Source organism: Streptomyces sp. NPDC051051, assembly GCF_040682975.1.
GTDB lineage: Bacteria > Actinomycetota > Actinomycetes > Streptomycetales > Streptomycetaceae > Streptomyces.
The window spans coordinates 48,919-71,068 of record NZ_JBFBCB010000039.1 but is presented as its reverse complement, the minus strand read 5'-3'; the positions used below and the strand labels follow the sequence as shown (position 1 = coordinate 71,068).

24 protein-coding genes and 1 CRISPR repeat array are annotated in these 22,150 nt (G+C 68.4%); of the genes, 17 read left to right on the top strand and 7 right to left on the bottom strand.

Features of this window, described 5'->3' with window-relative positions; translation table 11 throughout:
* From AB0N31_RS26415 to AB0N31_RS26395, 5 genes are all read right to left on the bottom strand, one after another.
* Complete coding sequence (locus AB0N31_RS26415) at positions 1 to 993, bottom strand: hypothetical protein (RefSeq protein WP_366060916.1); 993 nt, start codon at positions 991 to 993, stop codon at positions 1 to 3.
* Positions 994 to 1,362: 369 nt separating this feature from the next.
* Entirely contained in the window at positions 1,363 to 1,593 is a 231-nt protein-coding gene (locus AB0N31_RS26410; RefSeq protein WP_366060927.1) for a helix-turn-helix domain-containing protein, read from the bottom strand.
* 157 nt (positions 1,594 to 1,750) lie between these two features.
* On the bottom strand, positions 1,751 to 2,083 hold the full coding sequence (locus AB0N31_RS26405) for a hypothetical protein (protein ID WP_366060915.1): 333 nt from the start codon (positions 2,081 to 2,083) through the stop codon (positions 1,751 to 1,753).
* Positions 2,084 to 2,156: 73 nt separating this feature from the next.
* Entirely contained in the window at positions 2,157 to 2,717 is a 561-nt protein-coding gene (locus AB0N31_RS26400; RefSeq protein ID WP_366060914.1) for a UTRA domain-containing protein, read from the bottom strand.
* A 48-nt stretch (positions 2,718 to 2,765) separates the two neighbouring features.
* Positions 2,766 to 3,569: a GntR family transcriptional regulator gene (locus AB0N31_RS26395; protein WP_366060913.1), complete on the bottom strand. Its 804-nt coding sequence runs from the start codon at positions 3,567 to 3,569 to the stop codon at positions 2,766 to 2,768.
* Between the two features lie 499 nt (positions 3,570 to 4,068).
* Between AB0N31_RS26395 and AB0N31_RS26390 the strand changes: the two genes are divergently transcribed.
* The 17 genes from AB0N31_RS26390 to AB0N31_RS26310 all read left to right on the top strand — a co-directional run bounded on the left by AB0N31_RS26390 (position 4,069) and on the right by AB0N31_RS26310 (position 18,576).
* A complete protein-coding gene (locus AB0N31_RS26390) occupies positions 4,069 to 4,893 on the top strand; it encodes a hypothetical protein (RefSeq protein ID WP_366060912.1) in 825 nt (274 codons plus the stop codon).
* A gap of 154 nt (positions 4,894 to 5,047) precedes the next feature.
* A complete protein-coding gene (locus AB0N31_RS26385; RefSeq protein ID WP_366060911.1) occupies positions 5,048 to 5,401 on the top strand; it encodes a hypothetical protein in 354 nt (117 codons plus the stop codon).
* Between the two features lie 159 nt (positions 5,402 to 5,560).
* A complete protein-coding gene (locus AB0N31_RS26380) occupies positions 5,561 to 5,935 on the top strand; it encodes a hypothetical protein (RefSeq protein WP_366060910.1) in 375 nt (124 codons plus the stop codon).
* On the top strand, positions 5,932 to 6,060 hold the full coding sequence (locus AB0N31_RS26375; RefSeq protein ID WP_366060909.1) for a hypothetical protein: 129 nt from the start codon (positions 5,932 to 5,934) through the stop codon (positions 6,058 to 6,060). The genes AB0N31_RS26380 and AB0N31_RS26375 overlap by 4 nt, the downstream gene beginning before the upstream one ends.
* A gap of 197 nt (positions 6,061 to 6,257) precedes the next feature.
* Positions 6,258 to 6,431: a hypothetical protein gene (locus AB0N31_RS26370; protein ID WP_366060908.1), complete on the top strand. Its 174-nt coding sequence runs from the start codon at positions 6,258 to 6,260 to the stop codon at positions 6,429 to 6,431.
* A gap of 26 nt (positions 6,432 to 6,457) precedes the next feature.
* On the top strand, positions 6,458 to 6,613 hold the full coding sequence (locus tag AB0N31_RS26365) for a hypothetical protein (protein WP_366060907.1): 156 nt from the start codon (positions 6,458 to 6,460) through the stop codon (positions 6,611 to 6,613).
* A 264-nt stretch (positions 6,614 to 6,877) separates the two neighbouring features.
* Positions 6,878 to 7,609: a hypothetical protein gene (locus tag AB0N31_RS26360; protein WP_366060906.1), complete on the top strand. Its 732-nt coding sequence runs from the start codon at positions 6,878 to 6,880 to the stop codon at positions 7,607 to 7,609.
* A gap of 161 nt (positions 7,610 to 7,770) precedes the next feature.
* Complete coding sequence (locus tag AB0N31_RS26355) at positions 7,771 to 8,895, top strand: hypothetical protein (protein WP_366060926.1); 1,125 nt, start codon at positions 7,771 to 7,773, stop codon at positions 8,893 to 8,895.
* 207 nt (positions 8,896 to 9,102) lie between these two features.
* On the top strand, positions 9,103 to 10,740 hold the full coding sequence (locus AB0N31_RS26350) for an FtsK/SpoIIIE domain-containing protein (RefSeq protein ID WP_366060905.1): 1,638 nt from the start codon (positions 9,103 to 9,105) through the stop codon (positions 10,738 to 10,740).
* Between the two features lie 168 nt (positions 10,741 to 10,908).
* Entirely contained in the window at positions 10,909 to 11,901 is a 993-nt protein-coding gene (locus AB0N31_RS26345; protein WP_366060904.1) for a bifunctional lytic transglycosylase/C40 family peptidase, read from the top strand.
* 2 nt (positions 11,902 to 11,903) lie between these two features.
* Positions 11,904 to 12,179, top strand: coding sequence for a hypothetical protein (locus tag AB0N31_RS26340; protein ID WP_366060903.1), 276 nt, complete (start codon positions 11,904 to 11,906; stop codon positions 12,177 to 12,179).
* A gap of 2 nt (positions 12,180 to 12,181) precedes the next feature.
* Positions 12,182 to 13,468 (top strand): hypothetical protein, encoded by a 1,287-nt coding sequence (locus tag AB0N31_RS26335; protein WP_366060902.1) that lies wholly within the window; start codon positions 12,182 to 12,184, stop codon positions 13,466 to 13,468.
* 98 nt (positions 13,469 to 13,566) lie between these two features.
* Positions 13,567 to 14,640, top strand: a complete 1,074-nt coding sequence (locus AB0N31_RS26330) for a hypothetical protein (protein WP_366060901.1) — start codon at positions 13,567 to 13,569, stop codon at positions 14,638 to 14,640.
* Positions 14,637 to 16,793 (top strand): hypothetical protein, encoded by a 2,157-nt coding sequence (locus AB0N31_RS26325; RefSeq protein WP_366060900.1) that lies wholly within the window; start codon positions 14,637 to 14,639, stop codon positions 16,791 to 16,793. The genes AB0N31_RS26330 and AB0N31_RS26325 overlap by 4 nt, the downstream gene beginning before the upstream one ends.
* Before the next feature lie 335 nt (positions 16,794 to 17,128).
* Positions 17,129 to 17,572, top strand: a complete 444-nt coding sequence (locus AB0N31_RS26320) for an RRQRL motif-containing zinc-binding protein (RefSeq protein ID WP_366060899.1) — start codon at positions 17,129 to 17,131, stop codon at positions 17,570 to 17,572.
* A gap of 19 nt (positions 17,573 to 17,591) precedes the next feature.
* Positions 17,592 to 18,050, top strand: coding sequence for a Pycsar system effector family protein (locus AB0N31_RS26315; protein ID WP_366060898.1), 459 nt, complete (start codon positions 17,592 to 17,594; stop codon positions 18,048 to 18,050).
* Positions 18,051 to 18,420: 370 nt separating this feature from the next.
* A complete protein-coding gene (locus AB0N31_RS26310; RefSeq protein WP_366060897.1) occupies positions 18,421 to 18,576 on the top strand; it encodes a hypothetical protein in 156 nt (51 codons plus the stop codon).
* A gap of 321 nt (positions 18,577 to 18,897) precedes the next feature.
* On the opposite strand, the gene AB0N31_RS26305 is transcribed toward AB0N31_RS26310, so the two are convergent.
* Positions 18,898 to 19,818, bottom strand: coding sequence for a hypothetical protein (locus tag AB0N31_RS26305; protein WP_366060896.1), 921 nt, complete (start codon positions 19,816 to 19,818; stop codon positions 18,898 to 18,900).
* Positions 19,815 to 20,615: a ParA family protein gene (locus AB0N31_RS26300; protein ID WP_366060895.1), complete on the bottom strand. Its 801-nt coding sequence runs from the start codon at positions 20,613 to 20,615 to the stop codon at positions 19,815 to 19,817. The genes AB0N31_RS26305 and AB0N31_RS26300 overlap by 4 nt, the downstream gene beginning before the upstream one ends.
* Positions 20,616 to 20,786: 171 nt before the next feature.
* Positions 20,787 to 22,119: direct repeats of the CRISPR family, unit length 16 nt; unit sequence CGGCTCACCTCCGCTC.
* Positions 22,120 to 22,150 lie beyond the last annotated feature (31 nt).

The window sequence follows — 22,150 nt, the reverse complement described above, 5'->3', positions numbered from 1 at the left end:
TCAGACAGGCACGGTCATCGCGCAGTCCACGCAGCCCTTGCGGTAGCGCGCCGGGTGCTCCGGGCACCGCTCAGCGTTGGCGCCCTGGCCCTGGCTGGCACCGGTGACGATTGCGTAGCGCGGAAGATCCCTGATCCGCGTCGGAACCAGCGACGACGGCCGCTTGAAGCCCTGCGGATCGCGTGTGACCTCCCGCGCCAACAGCAGGTGGTCGACCTCGAAGATCGACGGCCAGCCCTGCTCAGCCATCACCCCCAACAGCAGCGGCGCGTACTTGCGAGCCGACGCCACACCCATGTGATGCGGCGGGCGCAGTTGCTGCAAGAACGACTCCGCCGCGTGAAGGTCCTTCGAGGCGAAGCCACCCTCCGCCTCCTCCCGTTGTGACGGAAGCGACCCCGCAGAGTCAGTGAGGGGGTAGGGGGAGGAGGTAGTTACCTCCTCCGGGGGGTGTGGGGGGGACGCGATTCCGCTTCCCGGAACCCGGGAAGCGTTCTGACCTGCGGGAACGCGGCGTTTGACGCTTCCCGGAACGCCGGATCCGTTGTTGACGCGTCCGGCGTTCCGGGAAGCGTTCTGACCTGTGGTTTTACCAGTTTCCCCGGATGACGGATCCGGCGTTCCGGGAAGCGTTGCGACCTGCGGTTTTACCTGCTCGTGATCTGCCGTCTCCACAGGCTTCGGCGTCCAGTCCGGGTTCCAGGCTGGGTTGTCGTAGACCTCGTACACCACCGGCCCCTTGCGGCCGGGCTTGGTCGGGTGCGGCAGCTGCGTCCGACGCACATAGCCGGCCTCCAGGAGCCGCGCGAACGACTCGTACACGGCGTTCTTGCCGACCAGCTCCCGCGCGTTCTTGGCAGACCGAATGCCGCGCTGCTGGAGCTGCTTCCAGACGCTGAGCGGGGTGGACTCCACACGGGAGGCGAGGTTGAACATGACCTGCAGCAGCACGACGTAGTCGAGGGAGTGGACCAGGTCGCTGCCGACACCCATGTGTCGGGGGACCGAAACGCCGCTCACGGGCGCTTGCGCTGCTGTCAGTCGCCCCGACTCGTCTACGGGACTGCTACTGCTGGACGTGTGTTGCTGGCTGTACAAGGAGTTATCTCCCCAGCTAGGGGAGCCGCGAACAGTGGTGTGACCTAGCGGAACACCCGGAGTAGTGGCGTTGCGCAATCTGATGCGCATACTCTGGGTATAGGTGACTGCGCGGGCTCAAGGGCCCACGGGCATCACCCCGGCGAGGTCACCTCACCGGATCACGACTCAGGTGCTTGCAGGCTGATGAGTCGGACTTGGAAGAGGCTCCGTTGTGGCGACGGGGCCTCTTCGCTTTACGGGGCGCGGATTCGCACGGCCTCCTCAGCCTCCGACCGGTGTGGACGGAGCAGGCGCCTGTGCGGCCTGTGGGTGCTTTTGGGCCCACCCCTTGAGCAGTCGAACGTAGGCCTCCAGATGGCGTCGGCGTGGCCGTGCTGCGCCGACTTCCCACCGGTTGAACGCGGCGCGGGTGACGCCGAAAACCTCGGCGACCTCGGCCTGGGTGAGGCCGTCAGCTTTCCGGAGACGCGCGCGAATCTCTGGCGGGGGCATGAGATCCGGCCGCGTGAGCAGGGCGTCTACCGCTTCGGTCAGGTCAGACACTGGGTGCTCCCCTCCCGTACATGATCCGAAACTATACATAAATCAGCACTCAGCCAGTGGGATTTGACGGCGTGCCACGGGAAGCGCTTGGCCGTTGTGCCCGTCTCTAGCGGTCATCGCGACCGGCGAGCCCGCGTGCTTGCGTCAGGTAGGCGTACGCCGTGCCCAGGTGGCCGTACTGAACGGCCCCCTCGGTCATGAGAGCCATGTCGGCGGCCTCTGCAGAGTGCTGGAGCATCGAGGCCAGGGATGCAGGCACAGCCGAGGCCGAGGCGAACTCCAGAAGCCGCTCCACAACCGCACTGAGTCCTGCGTCGGCAGGAAGGCCGGCCGGGCCGTCGGGAGCACAAAGGGCGGGAAGCCACCCCGTGTGTGCGTCCAGCGCGGCACGCAGCTCCTGGCGCAGCTCCTCGCTCGTCATACGCCTGTCGGCGGTCATGGGTGTCGACTCCTGATGCTCGAAGGCGGATAGAAGCGGGCTCCCCGGCCTCTCCGGCCGGGGAGCTTGCAAGTCAGGCCAGCGGAACCGCGAAGCGCAGCTTCCACCCCTTGCTCAGCACATGCTGAGTGACCTCGACTACGCGGCCCTCAGACGTGCGGCCAATGTGAGTGATGGTCATGACCGGCTCGCCCTCGCTCAGTCCGAGGCGGGAAGCCTCTTCCTGCGTGGCGGGACGAAGCTCGACATCCTCCACGGCCGTGTCGCCCTGGTCGAAACCGGCCTCCTTCATCCGGCTGATGATGCCGCCGACGCCCGTGTCCACCTGCTCGACACCCGCAGCCTCGGCCACATCGACTGGAATGTAGGTGTTGGCCAGCTGGACCAGGCGGTCGCCGTCGAACATCTCCCGGCTGCGGACCACGACCGCATCGGTCGAGCCCAGAAGCTCGGCGACATCGGAGGGCGCGGCGGCACGGCTCACGGACACCTCGGTGCGCGGGGTGTGGCCCCCGCGTCGCAGTTCAGCGTCAAAGGCGCCGTGCGCGCCGTCTTCCTCGCGCTGGCTCGTGGTGTAGCGAGTGCGTGCGTCGCGCAGGATCGTGCCGCTGCTGTCGATGCTGTTGCTGGGCATGTGCGTGCTCCTTCTCGGATTGCTTATCAGTAAGTGCGCGTGCAGTTGTCAGGTCGCATCGGGCGTGTCGATCACCCACTCATAGGCCAATCTCCACTTCGACCGCGGCAGGACGTGCAGGCCGATCTCGACCACTCGGCCTGCTGCGGTCAGTCCCTTATGGGTGATCTCCATGACGGCCTGTTCAGGCGGGACGCCTAGGGCCTTAGCCTCTGCCGCAGTCGGAGACCGCACTTCGATCTCCTCTCGCAGACGTACCTGCTTAAACCCGGCCTCAGCCATGCGGGACTTGCTGCCTCCGGTACCCGTATTGCTCTCTGCAAGTACCGGGCAGGCATCCGCCACGTCCTGGGGAAACCAGCTAGTGGCGACCTGGATGACCTCTTCGGCCTCGCTGTTGCCGGGAAGTCCAACGGGCATGATCCGCTCGCGCTTGAGGGTCTTGGCGCGGTGGTGCATCCCGAAGGCTTCGGCCACCTTCTTGGGAGGCACATCCCTTGCAATGGTGAGGACCACCGGTCGCGGCTCGAACCCCATAGCGCGCATCTCGGCCTCAAACGCGCCGACGGCTCCGCCGGCCTCCCGCAGTGATGGCAGGTAGCGCCGGTTGCGCTCACTCACGATCTTGCCGAGCACCAGCGAAACGTAAGTGCCCTTGCCTCGCTTCGAGAACAGGAGCCCTTCGCTTTCCAGCAGGCCGTAGATGTCACGGGCCGTCTGGTAGGCGATTCCATGTTCCCGCTGGAGCTGAGGCACGCCCGGTAGGCGTGACCCAGGTGCGAGTACGCCTCGCGCGATCTTGTCTCGGATCTCTGCTGCGATCCGTTCGACCTTCCCAGCCGTAGCGGCCACCGCTCCTCCTCTCGTACGCACCGTGCGGGCTAGCGGATCTCACTCACCCGGTGCGCACAGCATGGCATGTCTAGTTGTTTCCTGAAAGCCGGGACTCGCTATCGCTTAATGAATACCAAGAATATGCAGGTCAGATGGGGCGTTCAGAAGAAGTTAGCTAGACAGGTTGACCTAAGGGGGATAGCAAGGTTCTAATCGAGATGCCCCGCAGGCGGTGAGTAACCGGATGCAGGGCGTAGCCGGTGGCGTGCTTGCGCGCTTTTGGAGCCATCCATCGGCCACAAGACACAGGCAGCGCCTTCCCCTGACGGGGAGGGCCGGGGTTGATAGCTCCACCAAATCCCCCGGGTCAGTCCTTCGACTGGCGTGCTCCTGCACTGCACGTCGCAGCGCAGATGCGCTGTCCGTCCATCAGGACGCCGGGATCGATCCGTGCGGCCTGACGGGCGGAGAGGGCACCGCGACGCGCCCCGTCTCTCCGATCACGAGGAGCCCCCACATGAGCACAACGCCCGTGATGCCGAAGGCCAGCAAGCGCCGCCGCAAGACCCGCACCAAGACGGTCAGTCACCGCCCACCGATCATCGCTTCAGACCTCGCGGTCACCGAGCTCGACCTGACTCCGGGGAAGGAGCATCTGGTTTGTCCCGAGTGCTCAACCTGGGTCCCGATCACCGGGATGCTGGGCACGCCGAAGCTCGTGCCCCACCACAGAGAGCGGGCCAAGACCGGTGCGCCGCTTCGCTGCACGGCCGGCAGTAACCGCCAGGTCGTCATCGACGTGGACGCCGCCGCTTGGGGCGAGAAGGTCGCTGAGGTTGACGCGACTGCGGTGGGGCGTCGCAGCGGGAGGGTGAACCGCAAGCCCCGGACCGTTGTCCCCACCCCGGTGCACCGCGTGGCCTCGGTACCGGGCCCGAGCGCACGGTTGCTGGCCGCGCAGACCCGGGCCCGGGACGCGGTCAACGAGCACCGCAAGGTGTGCGGGGTGTGCAAGACCGGCCGGACCCGCTGCCCCATCGGCCGTGAGCTGGAGATCCGCATGGGCCACACCGACGCCTCGGTGCGACTGGCACACGAACAGCGCGAGAGCGCGCTGCGGGCCGCGGCCACGCCGTCCATCCCGCGCTCTCAGCAGTGGCGCCGGGTGGCCCCTGACGTGAGCCGCACTGACACCCGGCGCGGGATGGCACCCGTCGGCGCGGCCCCGGCCGAAGCCCGCAGCGTGCCGCTGACTCCGAACGACGTGACGGCCCACGAGCGGCGCCAGGCCGAACTCGGCAAGCAGTACGCGCTGAGGAAGACGGCCACCACAGCAGCCTGAACCAGCAGCCTGTGCTGCCCGTCGTCGACCGGCCTCGTTTCGCCACGGGGCCGGTGGTCAGCGGAGTGCGCAGGACGCACTCATGCGACGACCCCCAGGGATTGCGCCCCTGGGGGTCTTGTCGCAGGTCACCCTTTCGGAGAGGACGACCCACATGCACAGCATCGCACCCCTGCACACCGCCACGTCTCACGAGCACGACGGCCGCAAGGGCACGCCCTCCAGCGGCCGGCCCCACCCGCACTACCTCGCCGACATCGCCGAGCAGATCGGCCCGCGCCAGCCCGGCGCGATCTATCAGGACGTGGACGGCCGCTTCGAGGTGTTGGCGCTCGTCACCGACCCGGCCGAGGCGGCGCAGCTGCTGCGCCGCGACAGCGCTCGCTGGGCGGTCATCGTCCGCGACACGCTGCGCCCCGACGGGATCCCGTTCGCGGTCGGGTCGGTGTGGACGACGTCGGATTACCTGATCCGTCCCGCCCGGACCGCGTACGCCCCCGCGGCCTGACGGTCCGCCACGGTCCCCCTCCCATCCCACCAGAGCATGAAGGGGTGGGAGACGGGCCGTGGCTGGCCGTCCGGCCAGCCATAGGCGGCGGCCCCGGAAGGTGAGAGCTCCGGGGCCGCCAATTACAAGGACTGAAGAGGAGTCCCTGTGATCGACAGCATGACACGCACCCGGCCGGCCGCGGCAGAGCAGAACGCCGACCGCCGTCTCGGACAGCACCTCCTGGCCGTCGTCCGCGCCCAGGACGCCGCCATCCCCGCCCACCGCCGCGCCCCCCGCACCGTCGCGGAAATGCGCGCCCGCCTCGCGCAGGCCGCCGCAGACGACGCATGCGGTCTGTGCGGCTACTGGCGGTGCCGCTGCGGACAGGCCCGCAGCACCAGCACCGCACCGACCAGCGTCCCGCAGGCACAGCAGCGGTGCAGCGCCTGCGGCGGTGCCGGCGGCCGGGTGGTGGACACCAGCAGCGACGGAGTGATCCGCCAGTCCTGGCAGACCTGCGGCACTTGCGGCGGAAGCGGGGTCTCCCGGTGAAGCGCCGCATCGCCGCCCTGTGGGATGCCTGGGGCAGCGGGGGAGGCCAGTGCAGCCGCTGCGGCGGCTGGTTCCCCGACTGGAACGGCGGCATCTGCTCCGCCTGCAAGGTCACGGGCCGCTGACTTGATCCACCCCATACACGCGGCCCGGGCGGCACAGCAACACGCCACCCGGGCCGCTCGCGCTCTCGGCCCCGCGCACCCGCTCACCCGCCTGCTGCTCGCGGCTGCCGCCATAGCTGCCGCAACAGCCTGGGACGCCGGGCACCGCGTCGCCGACCTTCACCACTTCGCCCGCCGGCACCACGAAAGACGAAACCGTGCCTGACGACCTGTACCAGCGCTACCAGGCCGCGCACCGCGCCTACCGGGCGCACCGGCCCGACTGCGCCGACTGCACGGACACCAGCCGCTGTCCCGCCGGGCAGCGGCTGTATGCGTCCCTGGCCCGTCTGCAGGACGCCTACCTCAACTGTCAGCGCCAACAGCGCTGACGCCAACTTCTCGACAAGGAGGGCCCATGGACCGCATGGACCGAGAGCCTGTCCAGCTTGCCGCGGACGTGATCCGCGAGGCCGTGACCTGTGAGCGATCGCAGTGCACCGAGGACCAGCATCACCGGTTCGTCACCGAAAACCTGAGCCTCGCCGCGAAGCAGATCCGCGACGAGCGCTGACGCCGACACCGCCACCTCTGTCGGCTGCCTGACCCGCACGGCCCGGTCCCGCCACATGCGGCCGGGCCGTGCGCGGTCCAGGGGAGCCGGACAGCCAAGCGCGCTGCCTGCCCGTTGGAGGTTGATCCACCGATGCACACCATCCCGTTACGTGCGCCCCTGGACGATTCCGGGCTGCCGCACAAGACGCCGCCCGCCGCGCAGCCCAAGGCCGCGGCCGGCCCCGCCGAACAGAGCCCGTCACCCCGTCAAGGAGGCACCGCCATGACCCTCGGACGTGCCGTCACGATCACGCCTGACAACTTCCGGCAGATTTGGGAGCGGCTCACCCCGCATCTGCCGCCGTACCTGCGGACGGTCGAGAACGACCCCTCCGGCTGGGGGCTGCGCTTTACCTTCGCGGAGTTCACCGGTCGTGAGGAGGAGCCGGCCAAGCCTGCCTCCTTCTACGACGACCCGCGCCTGCGCTTGGTGAGGGAGTCCGAGGACCCGGCCGAGTACCGACTGCGGAGGGCGGCCGGTCAGATGCTGTCCGACCTGTACGACGCGGCGCGCAAGCAGTGGAAAATCGCCGCTTACGTCGCTGCCCTACGGGATGTCGTCCACAACGCGCCCGCCCGCTGGGCAGCGTACGAGCGGGCGGCGACGGTACTGGAGTCGGCCTACAGCTACCTGCGCACCCCGCAAGCCTCCCGGGAGTGGCCGTCGGCGATCTCCCGGCTCATCGACGCCCAGGAGCACACCCTCACGGCCGCCGAGGCGTTCGACCAGCGTGCCGCGGACATCGCCGCCGTCCACGAACAGCACCTCTACGCCGACCTGGGCCACGTCGCCGCTCTCACGGAGGCCGGCTACCCGCAGGCCAAGGACTGGCACATCGGGGACGGCTTCGGCGGCTACTTCACCGGCGGCCTCCAGGACAGGGTGCGTGACCTCATCGAGCAGCAGGCCGCGCACGTGGCCAAGGTCGACCGTCCGTCCGGCGCGGCCTGCTGACGAACAGTCCGCCCGATCCCCTCACCCACCCCGATCCCCTCAACCACGAGGAAGTGGCATGCGTTTCGTCTACCTGCTCGGCATGTTCAGCCCCCTCATCGTCGTCCTCAGCGTCCTGCTGGCCCGCTGATCCCAGAGAAAGGAAAGACCCCGTGAAGAACATGAAGTGGCCGAAGAATTCCACCCGGACGTCCCCGCCGGTCGGCCCGGACACGCCGCCGCTGTCCCCGCGCGCCGTGGTCCTCGCCGTCCTGGGGATCGTCACGTTGGGCGTGGCCATTCTGTCGGTGGCCGTGTCCTACACCATCCTGGAGCCCGCGTTCGGCGGGTGGGCGGTTCCCACGGTCGGCGCCCTGGATGCCCTGTGGGTTGTCTTCCAGGTCACGGAGATCCTGGCCGGCAACAACCGCCGACGCGCCACGCGTGTGCTGTGGGCCGGTCTGGTGCTCACCGCCATCAACGCTGCGATCCCCACAGCCGATCTGATCCTGTCCCGCACGGACGGCTTCGAGCTGGCCATCGTCCTCACGCCTATCGCCATCATTGCCACCAAGGCCGCGTGGTGGATCGTCCTTCCCTCGCTCGGACGGAAGACATCGACCGATACGCAGCGGACGATCGCCGAACGCCGCCAGACGGTCGCCGACCAACTGGAGACGATGGAGGCCGACGCCGCCCACCGGATCGAGCTACTGGAGATGGCCAAGACGCTGGAAGAGCGTGTGGCCGAAGCGGAGACCGCCTACCGCCTTTCGGTGCTGAAGGCGCAGCAGACGATGACGCAGGAGCTGCACGCGCAGGCCGAGGCCACCGCGCAGATCGTCCGAGAGAAGCCGCTTCCCCCGGAGGTCGCGGCCATCCGTCTGCCGGAATTCGGCACATGGACTCCCACCGCTCCTGCCCTGCCCGGCACGGACGGCACGCAGGTCAGGGCACTGACGGGCGGAACTGGCGGCACGGAGGCCGGTGACCCGTCACACCCGGCGGCACACACCGTCACACTCGCCGACCTTGCAGCCGTGGCGGGTGTGCCGGTCCCGCAGCCCGGCGAGCAGCTGACCGACGCGCAGCTGGACGTCGTGCTGCGGCAGCTGCGCTACGGCAAGAACCCGCCCGCCTCCTACCGCAAGGCCCGCGATGCCTTCCGCGCTGCCAACTTCGTCGGCAGCGAAGAGCGGATCCGCACCGCGTGGGTCGCGCTGATGGCCAAGGAACACGGCGCCAGCCAGACCGACGCCGACACGGCCGAGGACAGCGAGGACGAGTCCGAGGACGCCGACGCCTAACCCACCCCCCTCCGGCACCACCAGTGAGGGCCAGCCCGCAGCACGCGGTGCTGGCCCTTGCTGCGACTGCCGGAAAGAGCACCACGCAGTCGATCCGGAGCAGACCCGGCGAGTGACCTGGCGAGCGGATCACGCATTCGCAGACCCAGGAAGCAGACCCGGCGAGCACCCCCATATCCCGTCCGCCCACCCACGAAAGGAGGGTCTGTGGCAAAACGCAGCAAGGCCAACGCCGAGGAAGACCTCTACGCGCAGGCCGCCGGCGGCATCGGCGCCCTGGCCGTGGTCTTCGGCATCCTCGCCGCTATCAAAGACAACCTGGGCCTGTCCTGGCCTGCCACCGTGCTCCTGAGCGCCGGCGTGCTGGTCGCCCTCGGATACGGCATCTACAAGGCCAAGACCGGCCTCAAGCGTCTGCTGAGCGGCGAGACGGCCCCGTCGGCCCTGACGGCGCTGAAGCAGGAAGCCGCACAGGCTGACACGGCCGAGACGGACGCCGAAGTCGTGCCGGCGCATCCGGAACTGACGGCAGTGCTGAGCACGGCCGGTGCGATCGGCAGGGACCAGACCATCCGCCTGCACGAGACCACGGTCACCGACCTGCAGACGGGCACGCTCTACGACTTCCTCATGCCCGAAGAGCGCACGTACGAGGACGTCGAAAAGCGGCTGGGCAACGTGGCGGGCGTGCTCGGCGTCACCCGCATGCACCTGACCATGGAGCGGGGCCGGGACAGCGAACGGCGCGTCAAGCTGCTCAAACTCCACGAGCCGCCGTTCACCCACCCCTTTGCCGCCCCGACCCGGCGGGAGATCGAAACGTTTGCCGGGGTGCCGCTCGGACATGACGTCACCGGCCAGCTCGCCGGGGTGCCCACATTCGACAAGGCGTCGATGCTGGTCGCCGGTATGACGCAGAGGGGCAAGACCACACTGGTCAACGGGCTGATCACCTGCCTTTTGATCGCGTACGGCGAATTCGAGCTGTACTTGCTCGACGGGAAATTCTGCGGACTGACGAAGTTCGAGAAGATCGCCGCCCGCTACGAGTCGTCCGACGACCCTGCCGTATTCGAGGACATGGTCGATGAGCTGAACAGCCGCTCTGACGGGCGATACAGGAAAATCACGGAAGCCATCCGCAACCGTCAGCCCGTCCCGACGTTCAAGCCAGTGATCTTCGTCGTCGACGAGGCCGCCGACTTCTTCGCCCACGATGAATCAAAGGAAGGGAAAGAACAGGCGCGGCGCATCGCTGAGAAGACCCGTTCGCTGGTTTCGAAATCGCTGGAATCCGGAATCGGTACGGTGCTGATGACTCAGCGTCCGTCGGCGAACGCTATTCCTGTCATGGTCCGGGATCAGTTCCTGTACCGGCTGTGTCTGTATGTGGCCTCGTCCGGTACAGCGAAAGTCGCCCTCGGTGACACGTATTTCGACACGATCGCGCCGATCAATCCGGCACTCCTGGACCCCGACATCAAGGGGCAGGCGGTGCTCTTCGCCAACGGACGCTCCACTTTGATCCGCGGATTCAACTTCGAGGATCAGTTCATCTGGAGTGTCGTAGACGAAATTTACGGCCGTCGGCAGAAGGAACTGCAAGAGGCCGTGGAGGAAGCGCCGAAAACTCCGCTCCACCAGGCAATCAACCTGATGCGGAACAAGAGCGTGGACTTCATGCTGACGTCCGAACTGGCCCCGCTGCTCGGCATCACGGAAGACGACGCGACGGAGCGCGGAAAGAGGCTGTCCGCGCTGCTCGGGGTCCCGGCCGGCCGCGGCTCGCAGGGGCGCGGCTACAAGCTCGCCGACCTCCAGGCCGCCGCCCGGACCGCTTCGTGACCGTCACAGCCACCGACGGGACACCGACGACGCACCGTCATGCGGGCCACCCCATGACGGTGCGGCCCGGCCCCATGTCGGTCCCCTGCCGGTCCCCTGCCGGACCGTCATGACGGTTCTGATCTGCGCAAACACCCGAATCGCCAAGGAAGGGAGGGAGGACGCCCGTTGCGTGCCTCCACAGCGGTCACCATCGGCGTAGGAGCCACCGCGGCCGTGGTCGTGGCCGCGCTCGTGCAGGGCGCCGCCGACGACCCGATAGGGACCGCGCTCACCATGGCCATCCCCGCCGAGTACGAGCAGCTGATCGAGGAGGCGGGAACCACCTGCACCGAGGTCAGCCCGAACCTGCTCGCCGCACTGCTCACTCAGGAATCGGGATTCAACCCGAAAGCCAGCTCTCCTGTCGGTGCGCAGGGCATCGCACAGTTCATGCCGTCCACGTGGGAGACCCACGGAATCGACGGTAACGGCGACGGAAAACGCAACGTGTGGGATCCCGCCGATGCGATCCCCTCGTCCGCCAAGTACCTGTGCACCATCGCCGACGACGTGAAAGACGTCCCCGGCGATAAGCAAAGCAACATGCTCGCCGCCTACAACGCAGGCAGCGGAGCGGTACGCAAATACGGCGGCGTACCCCCGAACAAAGAAACACAGAACTACGTCCGGTCAATTCGGGCTCTCGCCGATCGGCCCGCCGGTGGAAAGAAGACGACCACCGGCCAGACGTCCACTGCCGTCAATGCGGCAGCGGACATGCTCGGCACGCCGTACTCATGGGGCGGCGGAAACGCCAGCGGCCCCAGCACCGGAATCTGCTGCTCACCCAACGGGCATTCCGGAGCATCCATCACCGGATTCGATTGCTCCGGACTCGTCCTGTACGCCTACGCGAAAGCCGGTATTCCTCTCCCGCGTACGGCCGCGCAGCAATATGCGGCATCAGAACCCCTGAAGCCCGGCCAGATGCGCCCCGGAGACCTCGTCTTCTACGGGACAAGCGCCTCCGGAATCCACCACGTCGGAATCTATGTCGGCGGCGGATGGATCATCAATGCCCCGCGCCCTGGCACCCAGGTCCGATACGACCCCATGGACATGATGAGCGATCTATTCGCCGTCGCCCGCCCCGTATCCAGCACGAACAAGGAGATCTGAGAATGCGTAAGTCCACCATCCTCGCCAAGCCCATCGACATGTCCACCGGCTTCAAGGACTTCTTCGACACCATCGGCCTCACCGGCGGAGGCCTGGTCACCAAGGGCATCGCCGCCGTCATCGCCGTCATCGCCGTCCGGATGCTTCTGCAGCTCTCGACCGACCCCAAGGGAGCACTCCGCAAGGGCTCGATGGCCATCGGCACCCTGTTCGTCGCGGTCGTCCTGGCCCTCTACGGCGACACCCTGTTCTCCACCGTCACCCAGGCCAAGGGCTGACCATGGCCGACAGCCCCTGTGACGGGATCCGCGGATCCGCGCGGGAGTACTGCGAGCGAGGCCAGGAAGGCGGGCAGCCCCCCAAGGTCAGCGGCGGTGGGGGGCTCACCGACGGAGCCTCGGAGCATGTCAAAGATCTCGCGGAAACCCTGCTCAAGACACTCACCGATCTGCTGGCGCCGAACCAGGCATGGGCACCGAAATCGCCCGACAGTTGGATCTATAGCCAGTTCATGTGGCTGGGGCAGCACCTTGCCATCGCCGTGTTCGTGGGCGTGGTCGTCGTGTGCGCCCTGACCTCCTGGCAGGGCGCACCCAGGCTCAGGCAGCTGGGCGCGTCGACAGGCTGGACGCTCGCGGCTGTTGCCGGAATGGCGGCCGTTCCCGGAGCCGTCATGTTGCTGAACGCCGCGGTGAGTGAGGCGTTCAAAACGGCGTTCAACAGCAATGAGCTGACGCTCTTGGGGACTATCAGCGATGACCTGGAGCACGCGACGGACGCCGGGAACCCCCTGGCTTCCCTGCTGATCATTGCTGTGCTGGTAGTCAGCCTTGCCCTGGCGGTGCTGGTGTTTCTCACCCGCCAGCTCGGCATCCTCGCGTTCGTGCTCATGGCTCCCCTCGTGCTGGCGTCACTGGCCCGAGGGGGCGATCCCTCCGCCGTCAGGATGTGGGCGAATCGGCTGCTGGGCCTGATGTTCGCCCCGTTCGCCCTGTTGGCTATCTCCCCGCTGGTAGGTACCGCCAAGGCCGCTACGGGTGCAGGTTCCCTCGCTATGGACGCGGTGCTGCTGGTCGCCGTAGACGTCCTCATGCTGCGCCTGATCTTCCATGGCGTGCCCTACATCGGTCCTCGAGTAGCGGGCGCCGTCCGTACGGTCGTCGAGCGCAGGACCGCTGACCCTCTCGCACGAAATCTGGTGCGCGCGGGCGTGCCTGATTACTACGAGCGGGAGAACACCCCGCGCGGACCGCGCATGGTGGACACCCCCCGCCGCGCCCTCACCCAGGATCGGGGTGTCCTGCTTGCTGCGTTTGGCGTCACGCAGGATCGGCGCCCCGGACGGCTGACCACCGCATCTGCTGTCAAGCAGGTACGGACCGACGCAGCACGCACCGCGCAGATCGTCCAGGCGCGACGCCAGGCACGAGCCGCCGCCCAACCGCCGGCCCCGGCTACCTCTCCCGCGTCGGGCTCGCCCGATCGGGCCCGGCCGGCCAGCCCTTCACCCCGCACACCCGCTCCGCGCCCTCCGGCTCCCCCCGCCCCGCCGCCTTCAGGCGCCTGACCCCTATCCCACGGCTCATCCAAGCAGCCGGCCCGGCGTCCCTCTGCCGACACCAGAAGGACGCCGGGCTGGCCTGCACACCTTGAAGGAGAAGATCGGTGTACTCCCTGACGCCCGGCTACCGCATTCCCGCCCTCCAGCGAGGCCTCAGCCCCGCAGAAGTCCTGCTGACGAAAGCGAACGCCGGGGGCGGGGCCGCCGTCCTCATGTCGGCATTGATCACCCCACCGCCTGTGTGGACGTTCGGCGCAGTGGGCATGGCCGCAGCACTGCTCAACGTGGCGCCGGGGCCCCGCTCTCTGGCGCGGTGGGCCACTGTCGGATACCGGCACCTACGAGAGCGCACCCTGCCGGACGCAATGACTCGCCGGCCTGGAGCCACCGCCACATGGACGCTGTACCCGGAGCACGGCACCATGCAAGACCCGCAGCGCCGTGCCGCTTTCCACGCCGCTTTCTCCCAGGCTCTCGTTTTCGCCGCCGGGCAGGCCCGCGCCGCCGGCATTCAGGTACACGTCACCCACCACACCGACATCGGCGACTACACCGACCACACCCAGACGATCTCCGTGCACGTGCCCCGCGGTCTGGTCGGCCAGCCGGCGCGCGTCATCGACACCCTGGCCGCGGAATTCGCCGCGCTGGGAGACCTGACCTCGCTCACGCCCGACCCGGTACCCGCCGTCATCGACCGCGGCCCCGGCTGGGCAGCACTCGACGACGGCCGCTATGCAGCCACTTCACGGATCACCTCCTGGCCCGACGAGACGGGGGGAGACCTCATGCCGCGACTGCTGCTCGGCGAGGGCGCCTCACGCTCCCTCGCCGTGCTGTACCGGCCGCTGCCGGTGGCGCAGTCGAGGCGTTCCGCTAAGTGGCAGCGCGCGGCTGCCGAGGCCTTCACCAACGACAAGGTCAAGGCTGACAGGCAAGACATGGCTTCAGGTGTGGCGCACGGCGCCCTGGTCGACGGCGCCACCCTCGTGGACATCGACGCCTATCTGACGGTCTGGGGCGACAGCCCGGGGGCCGTCACCGACGCCCGTTGGCAGGCCTCGCTCACCGCCGACCGATACCGGATCGGCCTCGACTGGCTCACGGGCCAGCAGCACCGCGCACACGTGATGACCACCCCGCACGGTGCCTCTACCCAGAAGGGAGCAGTTCTGTGATTCGTCTACCGTCCAGCCACGCCGCGATCACGGCACCGCTCGTCGCGGCAGGCACCGCATTTCCCGGGGTGCCCATCGGGCGGTCGCTGCTCGACGGCCGGCCCTTCCGTCTCTCTCCCGTCCTCGCTCCCGCCACGTTCCTGCCGTCGACCAACTCGCTGGCGCTGGGCGGACTCGGCTCCGGCAAGTCGACCACCGCGAAAGCCCGGATCCGCCGCGAGATCATGCACCACCAGCACCAGGCCGTCATCATCGACAGTTTCGGCGAAGACGACGCGGGCGAGTGGGCGCCGCTCGTGCGCTCCCTCGGCGGAAAGGTCATCGAGGCGGGCTCATTCACCCTGAACCCGCTCAGCAGCCTGCTGCCCCCCGAAGTTCGTGAGCAGCTGGTTCGGTCACTGATCGCTGCGGTTGAACCGGCCGCTCTCACCCCCCAGGCCGCCCACGCCCTGCAGCACGCTCTCAACCACCCCAAATCAACCTCCCTGTGCGGCCTGGTCGATGCGCTGGTAGCCCCGGAAGACGGCCGTTGGCCTGCCGCTCTCCTCACTGAGTGGGGCATCGGCATGGCGATCGCCCTGTCCCGCTACACAGAGGGCAGCCTGCGCGGCCTCTTTGACGGCGAGGGCGCCACCCTTCCGGAGACGGATCTGCCGATCCTCTCGTTCGATTTCTCCCGCCTGGACCGCAACTCCCCTGCCATCCCCTCCTTGATGGCCGCAGTGTCCTGTTGGGCAGAGCACGTCTGGCTGCGGCAGTCGACCGCCGTGCACCGGCACCTGGTGCTGGAAGAGGCCTGGCAGATCCTGCTGTCCCCGGCCACCAGCGAACTGATCCAACGGCTGCTCAAGAACAGCCGCAAGGCCGGTCTGTCCTTGGACGTCGTGATGCACACGCTGTCCGACCTCGGGGACGGTCCGGCCCGTGACCTCGCCCGGCTGTGCGAGGTAGTCCACATCGGCCGGCTGACTCCGGAAGAGGCCTCCATCGTCGGGGACCTGCTCGACCTGCCCGCCTGGGCAGTGACGGAGATTCCGCGGCTCGATCCCGGTCGGGCGGTGTGGAAGGTGGGCCCCCACTACGTCGACATCATCGAGACCGTGCTCAGCCAGGAAGAGACCGGCCTCACTGACACGTCATCCCGGCGTCGCATGGCTCAGCAACATGCGCTGACCCCGGCCATCGAGCAGGACGACACAGCAGCCGACGAGGACGGCTACCAGCACGAGGAGTACGACGACCAGGAGGAGGCCGACCTCACCGACACACACGACCCGGACCCCGGACCCACGAAGGAGGCACCCGACGGCGACTGGGCCTGGGACATGCCCCCCAACGTCGACACCAGGCACCACGATGTGCTCCAGGCCGCAAGAGCAGGCCGCATCGATGAAGCCGCCTCGCTGGCTGCCCTCGGTGAGCGCGAGGACATCGCTGCTCACGGCATCAACTCCCCACAGGCAGCCGCGTGGCTGACCACCAGGGCCCATGTGGCGGATCTGTCCGGGAACGCCGCCCAAGCCACGCAACTGCGCGCTACCGTCACGCACATGGGCAATGACCTCGAATGGCCCGGCCAGGCCGACGACAAGCCAGGCACACCGCCGACCAGCCACCACTCGTCGCCCCCTTCACCGGACTCCGCCAGCGCGCCCCTGCCGGCAGTCCGACGACGGAAGTGGCCCTACGTCGCAGCGATCGCAGCCGTAGCAATCACTGCCTCAGTATGGAAATACAGCGAGATCGAAGAGCAGCGTCAGGATCGTGCCGAGACGGCCGCCGCCTACAAAGGAAGGTCCGGCGCCGCAGTCACCATCGATGGCGTCAAGGCAGACATAGTCGCTCACTGGAGCAGCGACAGGCAGAAAGTCATCCTCGAGCTACGCACCTACTACAACCGCACCGTGAAGTATCTGCGTATCGACTCCGCCGGAAAGACGGCCACCAGCGTGCAGGAAGACGGCTGGGTGCCGAAGACACCCGAGATTGCCGTGCCAGTAGAAGACCCGCTAGCGGACGTGACTGTCCGCGTAGCAGTCGGCGGAAAGACCTGGAAGGACGGCGAGCGTGCCGCCTCCCGCACCGTCCGTCTCTCCCCGACCGGGACCGCCTACGACGCAGAGAGCGGGCAGCAACTGCCGTCCGATCTCTGACCCGTTCCTGCCGCTGATGGCCCGCGCCTGCACGGGGCGCGGGCCATCCCTATCTATGCGCACCGTTTCGGACGCCCTGCCTGGTCCTCGCCCTCCCCCTGTACCCCGGGGCCGGGCGAGGACGGGACAGGCCGCCCGGCCGAACGCACCACCCGCTGCGTCCCGCCGACACCAGCACGACGTCGGCGGGGCGCAGCGCTGTCTACCAACGACTGGAGGAGGACCTTCGTGCTCATTCCCCGTCCGCGCCGCCGGATCGGCCGGCCCCGCCCGCAGCGCCCCGGTCCCCGCTACCCGCAGCGCCCTTGCCGTCTCTCCCCCGTCTGGGAGCCGCGATGACCGCCCGCGCCCGTCGGCGACGCACCACCACGCAGCCGCGCGCCACGCACGGGCTACCGGAATACGACTGGGGCACCGCACCGGCCGACCAGCTCGCCACGCGCCGCCAGCTGCGCGCCGCACGACTGCGGCCCGGCGGACAAGAGCCCGTCGCGCTCTTGCGCTGCAAGGCCTGCGCGACGCGCTCACAGCGCGCGTGCACCCGCGCCGCCTACGTCTACCGCGTCGACCTGGCCCTGCCTGTGCGGCCGATGACGCTTGCCAAGGAGGCCGCGCTCGACAAGGCGATGGCGGCGCGGACCACATGCCCGAAGTGCCGACGCCGCTACCACCACGTCCTGCCCCTGCGCAGCCTCGGTAGCTGCCTGGAATGCCACGACGGGACGCCCGCCGACCCCACCACCTACATCACCGTGCCTGTACACACTCTGGCCGCCTGACCGCGGAAGGACACCCGGCATGACCACGCCGACCACCTCCACCACCATGGACAAGAATCTGGATGCGGCCTGCGCCGCGGTCGCGGGCGAGATCACCCGCACCGACAGCAAGGCATCGCTGCTCCTGGCGTTCAACGGCGCGGTCCTTGCCGGCCTCGCCAGCCTCGCCGACAAGAAACTCCCACTGCCCGCCCAGGTCGCCGGCGGCGCCGCGGCCCTCGCCCTTACGGCCTCCGCCGTACTGCTGCTCCTGGTCGTCCGGCCCCGCCTGGGCGGTGATGACCGGGCGTCCTTCCCCTATTGGGCACGCCTGGACGAAACCGAGATCCATGCCTGCATGGACGGCGACACCCGCGCCGCCCGCATCCGCGTCCTGTCCACCATCGCCGTCGCCAAGTTCACAAGGCTGCGCCGCGCTGTCGACTGCACCCTCACAGCCCTCGCGTTCCTCGCGGCCGCCGGCACCGCCCTGCTCTGACAGGCCCGGGACGGCCACAGGACCGCCCCGGGCGCTTCCGTCCCCCCATCAGTCACGGAACGGAAGCCCTTCCAGCATGCGCCCAAGACCCAGCCCACCGCAGCACACCAGTAAGAGGCGCACCCCACGCGCTGGCAAACCCCGGGGTGCGCCTCTTTCATCTGCCCGCAAAGGCAGGAGGCCCTATCGTGCCCGACCCCGCCTTACAGCACCGCTCCATACGCCGTGCAAGCACCCGTCCCGCTCCGAGGACCGGTGCCCGCCACCGCTCCGCAGACGCCCCGGAAGCCGGGCCGGTTCCCGCCCCCGGCGCGTTGCTGGACGGGCGCGACAACCGCCACCACCACTGGAGCGACGCCCCCTGCGTCCTGTGCCGCACCCCACCCGCCTGCGCTCCCACGCAGGCGAGGCCGTACACAAGACCTGCGCCGAAGCATGGATCACCGCCAACCCGGCCGAGTCCCGACTCGGCCGGTTCGCCTCCGCCCCGCGCTCCCAACGACACGGCGACGACGACCACGCCTGATCCACCGCCGCCAGCCATGGGCCCGGCTCCCGCACCCGCGGGAGCCGCGATGGCCGCGCGCACCACGTGCCCGAAGTGCCGGCGCCGCTACCACCACGTGCTACCGCTGCGCACCCTCGGATCATGCCTGGAATGCCACGACGGCACACCTGCGGCTCCGACTACCTACACCGCCTCGCCCGCCCACACACTGGCGTCCTGACGCCACCTTCCCCGTGAACGACAGCAAAGGGCCCGGCTTTTCACCGCGAACAAGTCGCGGTGAAAAGCCGGGCCCTTTTTGCGTTTTCGAAAGTGCACGACCGCAGCGGGTCGCACCCGCTAGGAGGAGACAGCCTCCGCGCCCTGAGCCGCTGAGGCGGCAGCGCGGCGAGCGGCAGCCAATCGCTTCGATACCCGCTGCATTTCCCCGTTCAAGCGCTCCAGATACTCACGGGCCGCAACCGGGTCGGCCTCCAGGGCAGCCTGTACCGCAGCGGGCGCCAGCGACGAGTAGACACGCTCCTTGAGCGAGGCGGCAGCCCGCTCCAAGGCGGTGACCTGAGCGGGCACCGGCGGCTGCGCCGGGAGGTCAGAAATTTCTGACCTCTGCTCCTGCGCGGGAATCGAGGGCGCCGACAGTTCCTTCGCGATCGAGGTGAGCAGCGAGGCCGTGGGGCGCCTCTTGCCCTGCTTCGCAGCCTGAGCCACGCCCTCGGTCATGATGACCTGAGCGGCCTCCAAGCCCTGACTGTCGATGACGTCCGCCATCACCTTGCGTGCCGACGCCCGCGTCAGATGCTGCGCGAGGTCGGGCCCCAGCTCACTGATCTTCCGGATGCGTGCCGCATCCTGCAGCACCTCGAACACATACTTCGGCTCGACGTCGAGGACACCCGCGGCCCACACCGAGAAGTTGGTGTGACCGGCCACCAGATGCAGCTCGCGCTCCTGGGCGACCTCCAGCAGCACCCCCTTGTTCAGGACGGTGAAGTCCTCGGCACGCTTACCCGCGAGGTCGATCTCGTGCAGACGCTCGGTGACATAGGCCAGCTGCTCCTCAGGAGTGCCGGTGATGTCGTCCGCATTGAGCACCCGGCCCCGGGCGAAGACGCTCGGCTCCTGGCTACCAGCCGGCTCCTGCTGCACGGCGGTCGCCGCTGCGCGCTTCTGCAGCTCGGCCGGGACCGCGGGGTCGACGGACGAGTCCGCAGCCTTCTTCAGCCGGCTGGTACCTGCCGCGATCAACTTGTTGCCGCTCACGCTTCCACTCCTGATGCCATGAGAATCCGGTCGTACGCCTCAGTGAGCGCCTGCGCCTCACGGCCCGGCGCGTCGGTGATCGGCACGCACGCGAACCGCGTCTGCTGACGCACCGAGTGCCGGGGGATCACCAGGTCGTGCCGGTAGAGAGAGCCGTAGGTGTCCGCCAGATACTCCCCTATGGCGTCCTTCAGAGTGCTGCGGCCGCCCGGCACTATCGACGGAATGATCCCGACCACCCGCAGGTCCGGGTTCATGCCCAGATCCTTGACGAGCTTGATCGTGCTCAGCGCCTCCGCTGCGCCGATGCGGCCGTCCTCGTCCAGCGTCGCGGGGATGAGGACATCGGTGGCCGCTACGAGAGCGGATGTCACCAGCTTCCCGCCAGCCCGGGGCGGCAGGTCCAAAATGCCAACCATGCCGGGCCCGATCACGCCCTTGAGCCCCAGGCGCAGTCGGAACTCGAGGCCGACCGCCACGTTGTCGGTCTCCCGGTTGGCCAGGGCCCGCTCGGCAGCGATGACCTGCACGCCGGACCACGCCTTCCCAGCCTCAGCGAAGGCATCCGTGGCCAGACCGGTCTCGCCCTGCGGATCCAGAGCCAGCAAGTCGTTCATGGAGAACGCTGGCGCCTCATCGGCGGAGATACCCAGCTCCGCCGTGAAGGTCCCGCGCGGATCGAGGTCCCCCGCGATGACACCGAGGTTCCGTTTCCGTGCGGCCGCGACCAGGCCTGCGGACAGTGCGCTCTTGCCCACGCCGCCCTTCTCGCTGTACACAGCCAGCACTCTGCTCATCTCAGAACCTTCAGTCGATACGCCCAAGTCACGGAAGGAAGAGTAGCGTCCACGCCTGAAGCCGCTAGCTGACTAGCCCCTCTTTGTCTATACCTGTCCATATCGGAAGGCGCCGTCACGCACTCTCCAGCGTTGGCCTCAAGGTCGCTGAGGTGGTGTGCTGTGCTGACACGGCCTACCTCCGCTCGCGCGGAGAGGACAACAGGTGTGCCGAATGGTCCTGCGTAGCGCGCGGCTCACCTCTACTTACGCAGAGAGGATCCGCCCGGCCGCTCGAACCACAACATGAACGTCGGCTTACCTCCGCTCGCACGGAGAGGACCGGCGCGAGTCCCGTGGCAACCAGCCGCTCTCCAGCTCACCTCCGCTCGCGCGGAGAGGATGAGCGCACCGCGAAGATCCTCGTCGCCGGGCACGGCTCACCTCCGCTCGCGCGGAAAGGACTTCCCCGACAAGCCCAACGACCTCCGCTGGTCACCTCCGCTCGCGCGGAGAGGACATGGTCCCGGCCAGGCCGCGCCCCTCGCAGTGCGGCTCACCTCCGCTGGCGCGGAGAGCACCCGAACCCGGACTTCTTCAACACGACCGAGGACGGTTCACCTCCGCTTGCGCGAAGAGGACGACCTGACCGGCGATACCGCCACCATGTCCCCGGCCCACCTCCGCTCCCGCGGAGAGGACGCGACCGTCTACGGGGTGGACCTGGGAAAGCTCGGCTCACCTCCGCTCATGCGGAGAGGACTGCGCCAGCATCAGCGCGGCGTAGGCGTCGACCGGCTCACCTCCGCTCGCGCGGAGAAGATGTCGTCTCGACCACGTTCAGCCGCCACACCTTCGGCTCACCTCCGCTCCTGCGGAGAGGGGAGACCTACCGTAACGCTGTCTTGCGCACTGCCGATTTGCCTCCGCTCGCGCGGAGAGGACACGCAGTCCACGCGCTACGAACTCACCGGAACCGGCTCACCTCTGCTCGCGCGGAGAGAACCGTCTGCCGACGTACGAGCTGGACACCGACGGCGGCTCACCTCCGCTCGCGCGGAGAAGACCCTCGGATCCCGGAGCTGACGGAGTACCCGACCGGCTCACCTCCGCTCGCGCAGAGAGAACGCTCGCTCGGTGTCGGCCCGGAAGGCCTCCGCCGGTTCACCTCCGCTCGCGTGGAGAGGACCTACCCGAAGCGACCTGGATCTGTGCCGACGTTGGCACACCTCCGCTTGCGCGGAGAGGTCAGGATGTCGCCCCGCTTGAGCGGAGAGGACTGCCTCCCCTGCGGCCGGAGCGAACCGGACGACGGCTCACCTCCGCTCGCGCGGAGAGGACAACGATGGCGATAGCCGTTTTGAGCGCGTACCCCGGCTTACCTCCGCTCGCGCGGAAAGGACCAGCACGGCCCCGCCGTCCGGTCATTCTTCCGCGGTTCACCTCCGCTCGCGCGAAGAGGAGACGTAGGCAAGATCCACCGGGACGTCGGGCACCGGCTCACCTCCGCTCGCGCGGAGAGGACCCCCGGCGTCCGCCTCCTCGGAGACAAACTG

Excerpts from the sequence above, each read along its gene's own strand:
- AB0N31_RS26415 (WP_366060916.1), bottom strand. The coding sequence starts at position 993 with ATGGGTGTCGGCAGCGACCTGGTCCACTCCCTCGACTACGTCGTGCTG.
- AB0N31_RS26410 (WP_366060927.1), bottom strand. The coding sequence starts at position 1,593 with ATGCCCCCGCCAGAGATTCGCGCGCGTCTCCGGAAAGCTGACGGCCTC.
- AB0N31_RS26405 (WP_366060915.1), bottom strand. The coding sequence starts at position 2,083 with ATGACCGCCGACAGGCGTATGACGAGCGAGGAGCTGCGCCAGGAGCTG.
- AB0N31_RS26400 (WP_366060914.1), bottom strand. The coding sequence starts at position 2,717 with ATGCCCAGCAACAGCATCGACAGCAGCGGCACGATCCTGCGCGACGCA.
- AB0N31_RS26390 (WP_366060912.1), top strand. The coding sequence starts at position 4,069 with ATGAGCACAACGCCCGTGATGCCGAAGGCCAGCAAGCGCCGCCGCAAG.
- AB0N31_RS26385 (WP_366060911.1), top strand. The coding sequence starts at position 5,048 with ATGCACAGCATCGCACCCCTGCACACCGCCACGTCTCACGAGCACGAC.
- AB0N31_RS26380 (WP_366060910.1), top strand. The coding sequence starts at position 5,561 with ATGACACGCACCCGGCCGGCCGCGGCAGAGCAGAACGCCGACCGCCGT.
- AB0N31_RS26365 (WP_366060907.1), top strand. The coding sequence starts at position 6,458 with ATGGACCGCATGGACCGAGAGCCTGTCCAGCTTGCCGCGGACGTGATC.
- AB0N31_RS26360 (WP_366060906.1), top strand. The coding sequence starts at position 6,878 with ATGACCCTCGGACGTGCCGTCACGATCACGCCTGACAACTTCCGGCAG.
- AB0N31_RS26355 (WP_366060926.1), top strand. The coding sequence starts at position 7,771 with ATGAAGTGGCCGAAGAATTCCACCCGGACGTCCCCGCCGGTCGGCCCG.
- AB0N31_RS26340 (WP_366060903.1), top strand. The coding sequence starts at position 11,904 with ATGCGTAAGTCCACCATCCTCGCCAAGCCCATCGACATGTCCACCGGC.
- AB0N31_RS26335 (WP_366060902.1), top strand. The coding sequence starts at position 12,182 with ATGGCCGACAGCCCCTGTGACGGGATCCGCGGATCCGCGCGGGAGTAC.
- AB0N31_RS26320 (WP_366060899.1), top strand. The coding sequence starts at position 17,129 with ATGACCGCCCGCGCCCGTCGGCGACGCACCACCACGCAGCCGCGCGCC.
- AB0N31_RS26315 (WP_366060898.1), top strand. The coding sequence starts at position 17,592 with ATGACCACGCCGACCACCTCCACCACCATGGACAAGAATCTGGATGCG.
- AB0N31_RS26300 (WP_366060895.1), bottom strand. The coding sequence starts at position 20,615 with ATGAGCAGAGTGCTGGCTGTGTACAGCGAGAAGGGCGGCGTGGGCAAG.